This is a genomic window from Blautia sp. HCP3S3_D9, assembly GCF_052063845.1.
GTDB lineage: Bacteria > Bacillota > Clostridia > Lachnospirales > Lachnospiraceae > Blautia_A.
The window spans coordinates 1-6,217 of record NZ_JBQHWS010000166.1 but is presented as its reverse complement, the minus strand read 5'-3'; the positions used below and the strand labels follow the sequence as shown (position 1 = coordinate 6,217).

Annotated in this window: 7 protein-coding genes and 1 tRNA gene; all 8 read right to left on the bottom strand. The window is 43.0% G+C overall.

The window, feature by feature from the left end; genetic code table 11:
• Positions 1–184: 184 nt before the first annotated feature.
• Positions 185–622, bottom strand: a complete 438-nt coding sequence (locus ACTNES_RS18785) for a leucine-rich repeat domain-containing protein (RefSeq protein ID WP_291815899.1) — start codon at positions 620–622, stop codon at positions 185–187.
• A gap of 259 nt (positions 623–881) precedes the next feature.
• Positions 882–953: transfer RNA gene (locus ACTNES_RS18780), tRNA-Thr, on the bottom strand.
• 123 nt (positions 954–1,076) lie between these two features.
• Positions 1,077–1,676: an RNA polymerase sporulation sigma factor SigH gene (gene sigH, locus ACTNES_RS18775; RefSeq protein WP_291804793.1), complete on the bottom strand. Its 600-nt coding sequence runs from the start codon at positions 1,674–1,676 to the stop codon at positions 1,077–1,079.
• 167 nt (positions 1,677–1,843) lie between these two features.
• Positions 1,844–2,581 carry a 23S rRNA (guanosine(2251)-2'-O)-methyltransferase RlmB gene (gene rlmB / locus ACTNES_RS18770; RefSeq protein ID WP_019161073.1) on the bottom strand — a complete coding sequence of 246 codons (738 nt, stop codon included), beginning with the start codon at positions 2,579–2,581 and terminating at the stop codon, positions 1,844–1,846.
• Positions 2,578–2,994: a Mini-ribonuclease 3 gene (locus tag ACTNES_RS18765; protein ID WP_291804881.1), complete on the bottom strand. Its 417-nt coding sequence runs from the start codon at positions 2,992–2,994 to the stop codon at positions 2,578–2,580. The genes rlmB and ACTNES_RS18765 overlap by 4 nt, the downstream gene beginning before the upstream one ends.
• Positions 2,995–3,122: 128 nt before the next feature.
• Complete coding sequence (cysS, locus tag ACTNES_RS18760; RefSeq protein ID WP_291804779.1) at positions 3,123–4,532, bottom strand: cysteine--tRNA ligase; 1,410 nt, start codon at positions 4,530–4,532, stop codon at positions 3,123–3,125.
• A 122-nt stretch (positions 4,533–4,654) separates the two neighbouring features.
• Positions 4,655–5,131, bottom strand: coding sequence for a 2-C-methyl-D-erythritol 2,4-cyclodiphosphate synthase (ispF, locus tag ACTNES_RS18755; RefSeq protein ID WP_291804775.1), 477 nt, complete (start codon positions 5,129–5,131; stop codon positions 4,655–4,657).
• A gap of 2 nt (positions 5,132–5,133) precedes the next feature.
• The coding region (locus tag ACTNES_RS18750) for a sn-glycerol-1-phosphate dehydrogenase (protein WP_441040365.1) at positions 5,134–6,217 on the bottom strand (1,084 nt) is incomplete at its 5' end.

The following is a 6,217-nucleotide window of genomic DNA, read 5'->3' as shown; positions in this document are numbered from 1 at the left end:
ATATTGCTTTCCATATTTATATGCTATAATACCAATTAAAAGAAATAATAATCTGGCAAGAGCCAAAACTGAAAGCCCTCGGAGTGGCAAGTTCCTTGGGCTTTTCTCATTTTACAAGTTTATTATATTTCAGAAAGAAAGACCAGAATATTCACCCTGGCCTTGCTCCTATTACATATTTGTATTAGAATTTTACAAATTTTGTATTAGCATAAATGCTACTTGCTTTTATCAGCTTCTGATATGTGCTGTAAGATTTCTTCGGCAATTTCAGAGTTACTGACTTATTAACTGCAAGTCCTTTCTTTCCAACATATTCCAGAGTAGAACCATTAATCTTCAGAGTCTTGATGGATGTACACTGGTAAAATGCTTTAGCTCCAAGCTTTCTTATGCTTGATGATAATGTCACATTCTCAAGATTCGGGCACTGAGTAAATGCACAAGTATTAATTACAGCTACTCTCTTTCCGAACTTAACAGTTTCCAGACTTGAGCACTGATAGAATGCGTATTTTCCAACATTTGCAACGTTATTACCAATAGTTACTTTTACAATATCTTCATTTCTGTAGAATGCTTTATCCTGAACGGCAGTTACTTTGTAAACTTTTCCGCTGATCTACATCATAGTCTGGAAGATCCGTAACTTCCTCCGTTACTATTTCATTTGCTTCAATCTGTAAATTATCATCTGTTAAATTTATTGTCGGCACATTGTCTCCTCGTCTTACCCATTTAATATAACATTTTCCACCACTTCTGACAGTAAGCTATCTCAAATAGTCCATTCAACAACGGCAAATCTTTAAATAGAAAAAGGATCACAAACAGTCTTTGTTTTTGACTACTTGTAATCCTTTATTTTTAGCAATAAAAAAAGCTGATGACGGGAATTGAACCCGTGACCCCTTCCTTACCAAGGAAGTGCTCTACCTCTGAGCCACATCAGCATCGTGTCGGACTTGCCGCTCACATTTGGATATGTTACCAGAACTTGTTCGTGTTGTCAATCCCTATTTTTTAACTTTTTCATTTTGTAGAAAATTTTTTACAGAAAATATATTCTGATGATTTTATTTTTGTAGTTGTTCCAGTTGTTCTTTGATCTTGGTGCGGATGCGTTGGAGGGCGTTGTCTATGGATTTGGGTGTTTTTCCCATGATCCGGGCAATCTCTCCGTAGCCGTTTCCTGCAAGATAGTATTCGAGAACCTGATTTTCCATTGGACTTAGGGTGGTGGTGATCTCCTGTTCCAAGCTCTGAACGTTTTCCTGGTCGATGATAATCGACTCGGGATTCTCTACCCAAGTGTCGCCAAGGTGTTCTTCGTTCTCCCCGTCCTGTTCACTGAGGGAGATGTAAGAATTCAGCGGCTGGTGTTTCTGTCTGTTGGAGCTCTGGATGGCGTTATATATCTGTCTGTCCACACATATGCCTGCAAAAGTCTGAAATGCCGCATCCCTGTCTGGCTGGTAGTCTCGGACTGCTTTGAACAGTCCGATCATACCTTCCTGTATCAGGTCATCATCCTCCCCGCCTATCAGGAACATGGTCCTTGCTTTCTTGCGGACCACGTTCTTGTATTTCTCCATAAGATAATCGAGAATTTCTGATTCCCCGTTTTTGAAACGAGAAATCAATTCTTCATCTTTAATTCCGTCATACTGTTTCATTAATTCGAACCTTCCGTTTTTCTGAAAATCTCTCTATCATTTAAGTTTATCCTGAAACACACTGCGTATGTGTTATAACAAACTGCAATCTACAAGAAATTTTTCGCCCAGAGGACTTCTTATAGCATAACAATATTGTGGAATAATTTCCTACTGCAAAAACAAATTTATTTCTTCTGCAGTCTCTGACGTACGATCTCGTAACCAAGTACGCCAGCTGCTACTGATGCGTTAAGGGAGTCGATGTCTCCTTTCATAGGAATGGATGCCACGAAATCGCATTTCTCACGGATCAGTCTGCTTACGCCTTCGCCTTCATTGCCGATTACTACACCAATCGGGCCTGTGAGGTTGAGGTTGTACATGGTTTCGCCTCCCATATCTGCGCATACAAACCACATGCCCTGTTCTTTCAGTTCATCGATGGTATGTCCTAAATTAGTAACCTTTGCAACAGGTGTATAGTTTAATGCACCAGCAGAAGTCTTGGCAACTGTGGAAGTCAGACCTACTGCTCTTCTCTTCGGAATGATCACGCCGTGTGCTCCTGCGAGGTTTGCTGTACGGATGATGGCACCGAGATTGTGAGGATCTTCGATATTATCCAGGATAAAGATAAATGGATCTTCCCCTTTTTCCTTTGCTTTCGCAAGGATGTCCTCTACGCTTGCGTATTCATAGGCTGCCACCTGAGCGATCACACCCTGGTGTGCACCTGTCTCGCTTAACTGATCCAGACGTTCTTTTGCCACATAGTTAATGATTGTATCTTTTTTTCTTGCCTCTCTGGCAATGGTGCGGACCGGGCCGTCCTGGCATCCGTCCAGGATAAACAGCTTATCTACACATTTGCCGGAACGAAAGGCTTCCAGGACTGCGTTGCGTCCTTCTATCTGTTCACTCATATCTGATCCTCTCCGATTCCTGCACGGACCAGTTCTATGATCCTGCTGAAATCATCTTTTAAATATAAATAGCCCATCAGAGCCTCAAATCCTGTTGCTCTGCGGTAATCTGCCATGGTTGCATGCTTTGCCATTGTCGGAGAATGGGCGTTTCTTCCTCTTCTGTAAACGCTGTGTTCTTCCTCTGTGAGCATCGGCTCGATCACTTCCATCATGGAAGACTGGGTTCCTGCCTTGACCAGGCTGCTGGCTTTTCTGTGAAGCTGATTGACCGGGCAGTTGCCTTTTTTTACAAGAATTGTGCGGATCACCAGTTCGTAGACTCCGTCGCCAATATACGCCAATGTCAGTGGAGAATAGGTTCGCAAATCTTTATCTTCCAAATGAAACGTCTGATTAAGTAAACCTTTCAGACCACTTAAATTTACTTCTTCAGAAAATCTTTTGTCTGTATTTTCGTCTGAATGATCCGTAAGTCCTGTCAGTTCTGCCTCAACAGTATTATTCACTTCATTAAGTTCATTGGTTTCACTCATATCATTTAAGCTCGTTTCCATTTTACTCCTTCACGGGTATCCTTAAGGATAATTCCCTTTGCCAGAAGTTCGTCTCTGATCTCATCGGCTCTTGCGAAGTTCTTTGCTTTTCTTGCTTCCTGGCGTTCTGCGATGAGGTCTTCGATTTCTTTGTCGAGGATTTCTTCTTTCTTCTCAGCTTTCAGGCCAAGTACGTCGCATAATTTCACCATTGTATCAAGAAGTGCGCCGGTGAATTCCGCGGAGCTTTCCTCAGATACATTTGTGTTCGCAAATTTAACCAGTTCAAAAATTGCTGCCAGTGCATCAGCTGTGTTGAAATCATCATCCATGGCTTCTTCGAATTTCTTTACAAATTCCTGTGACTGTACAAGCAGTTCTTTCTCTGCATCTGTTGCAGTTTCTGTCTGTGCGGCTGCTTTTCTGTCTTTTAAGTTTGCGGCAGCATCTGTGATACGTTCTAATGCGTTCTTTGCAGCTTCCATCAGGTCTGCGCTGAAGTTCAACGGACTTCTGTAATGTGCATTCAGCATGAAGAAACGAAGTACCTGCAGATCATACTGTTCGCTGATCTCACGGACAGTACGGAAGTTTCCAAGAGACTTGGACATTTTTCTGTTATCGATATTTAAGAATGCATTGTGCATCCAGTATTTTGCAAAGATTTTGTCGTTGCAGCATTCACTCTGTGCAATTTCATTCTCATGATGAGGGAAAATCAGATCCTCACCACCTGCGTGGATATCAATCTCATCGCCAAGATATTTCTTAGCCATAACCGAGCACTCAATATGCCATCCCGGACGTCCGTCGCACCATGGTGACGGCCATGACGGTTCGCCTTCTTTCTTCGGTTTCCAGAGTACGAAATCAAGCGGATCTTCTTTCTGGTCTTCACCGGATACCTGCAGAGAACGGAAGCCGGACTGCAGATCATCCAGATTCTTGTGAGAAAGTTTGCCATATTCTTTGAACTTCTTAACTCTGAAATATACAGTACCATCTGCTGCCGGATAAGCATAACCTTTATCAACCAGAGTCTGGATCATATTGATCATTCCATCGATTTCCTGTGTGGCCTGCGGATTAGTCGTAGCAGGTTTTACGTTCATGCCATCCATGTCTTTTTTGCACTCTGCAATATAACGTTCGGAAATCTCCTGTGCACTTACGCCTTCTTCGATGGCTTTCTTGATGATCTTATCATCTACGTCTGTGAAGTTGGATACATAGTTTACTTCATAGCCTTTATATTCCATATAACGGCGTACCGTATCAAAGATGATCATCGGACGTGCATTTCCGATATGGATCAAGTTGTATACAGTCGGACCGCAGACATACATACGAACCTTTCCCTCTTCAAGAGGTACGAATTCTTCTTTTCTACGTGTCAGTGTGTTAAAAAGCTTCATGTTTTATTCCTCCAGTTTTCTCTATTGTTTCATTATTTCATAGAGTTTTTATATAAAAGTCAGGTCAAATCTTCTGCAATCTGGCAAACATCTGGCTGCCAGATACAAAGTGAACAGTAACTCTATTTTACTTCATTAAGAAGACAGATTGCCTGAGACGCGATTCCTTCTTCTCTTCCTGTAAATCCCAGCTTCTCCTCTGTAGTTGCTTTGATATTCAGCTGAGATTCATCGATTCCCATTGCTTTCGCCATATTGGTTCTCATCTGTGGAATGTGAGGTGCCATCTTTGGTTTCTGCGCAATGATCGTTGCATCTATATTTCCAATCTCATAATGATGCTCTCTCAAAAGTTTCGTTACATGCTCCAGCAGCAGAATGCTGGAAATCCCTTTATATGCAGGGTCTGTATCCGGGAAATGTTTCCCGATATCTCCCAGCGCGGCAGCTCCCAGAAGTGCATCCATTACTGCATGGATCAGCACATCCGCATCTGAATGTCCAAGGAGACCTTTTTCCCAGTCAATCTTTACGCCGCCCAGGATCAGATCTCTGTCTTCGGTTAGTCTGTGTACATCATATCCCATTCCAACACGCATAATCATTCTCCTCTGATTTCCAGCATCTTGCTGATTCTTAATAAGCTTAATCGTCTCCTTGTATAAGGAGCAAGTCTGAGGCTTGGTAAAACGGCCGCTTCATCAAGTCCGATATCGTAAACAGTTTTTGCACATCCGGCTTTCTCCAGCATATGGAACATATCCTGCTCATTCGGAAGTTCGTCGATGATCTCCGCAATTCCATCCAGACATTCCTCCAGATGCTGCGGGGAAATCGTTTTCAGAAGTTCCGGCTCGTTTTCTTTTGTGATTTCTTCCAGAAGCCCTTTCTTTCCAAAGGTTTCTTTCAGAAGTTCCTCGTCTTCATTCTCATACGGTTTCGCGTGACATCTTCCCTGTGTGATGGCTGTGGCAATACGCTTGTATTCTTCCAGTACAAGGAGTGCTGCTACAGAAACTTTCTCACCATGAAGTGCATCCAGCGGACCATTGATCACTTCCATATCCCATAAATGTGTGACATGGTGCTCTGCGCAGGACGCAGGTCTGGAATTGCCGATCATCTGCATGGCAAGTCCGGAAAGGATCAGGGCGTACATAAGCTGTTCACACTCATCTTCCTCTCCCTCTGTAATATCCTGAATCGAAGATTTTACAGTTTTTAACGCTTTCTCTTCCAATTTTACAGTTTCGCGGCAGAAATATTCTCCGGTGACCAGGTTGGCGATCTTCCAGTCTGCAAGGCAGATATATTTTCCCATCAGGTCTGAAATTCCGGCTGCCGTAAGGCGCTGCGGTGCTTTTGAGAAAATGTCCGTGTCTGCATATACGCAGATCGGAGCTACTGACGGTACCGTCTTCTTCACTCCGTCCCAGGTCATTGCTGCTACTGTTGTTACAAATCCATCTCCACTTGCTGCGGTAGGCACTGAAATGAAAGGTACTTTATAGTTGTGTGCAATATAGCGGCTGATATCATGGATCGTACCTGCTCCTACTGCAAGGATCAGGTCAATATCCTCTTCCATGTTATTCTCCACAATTTTTACTGCATGCCGGTCTGCCTGAAGTCCCTCTGCATCCAGGACCAATACCTGGCATCTGTCATTGATATCCTCCATGAGT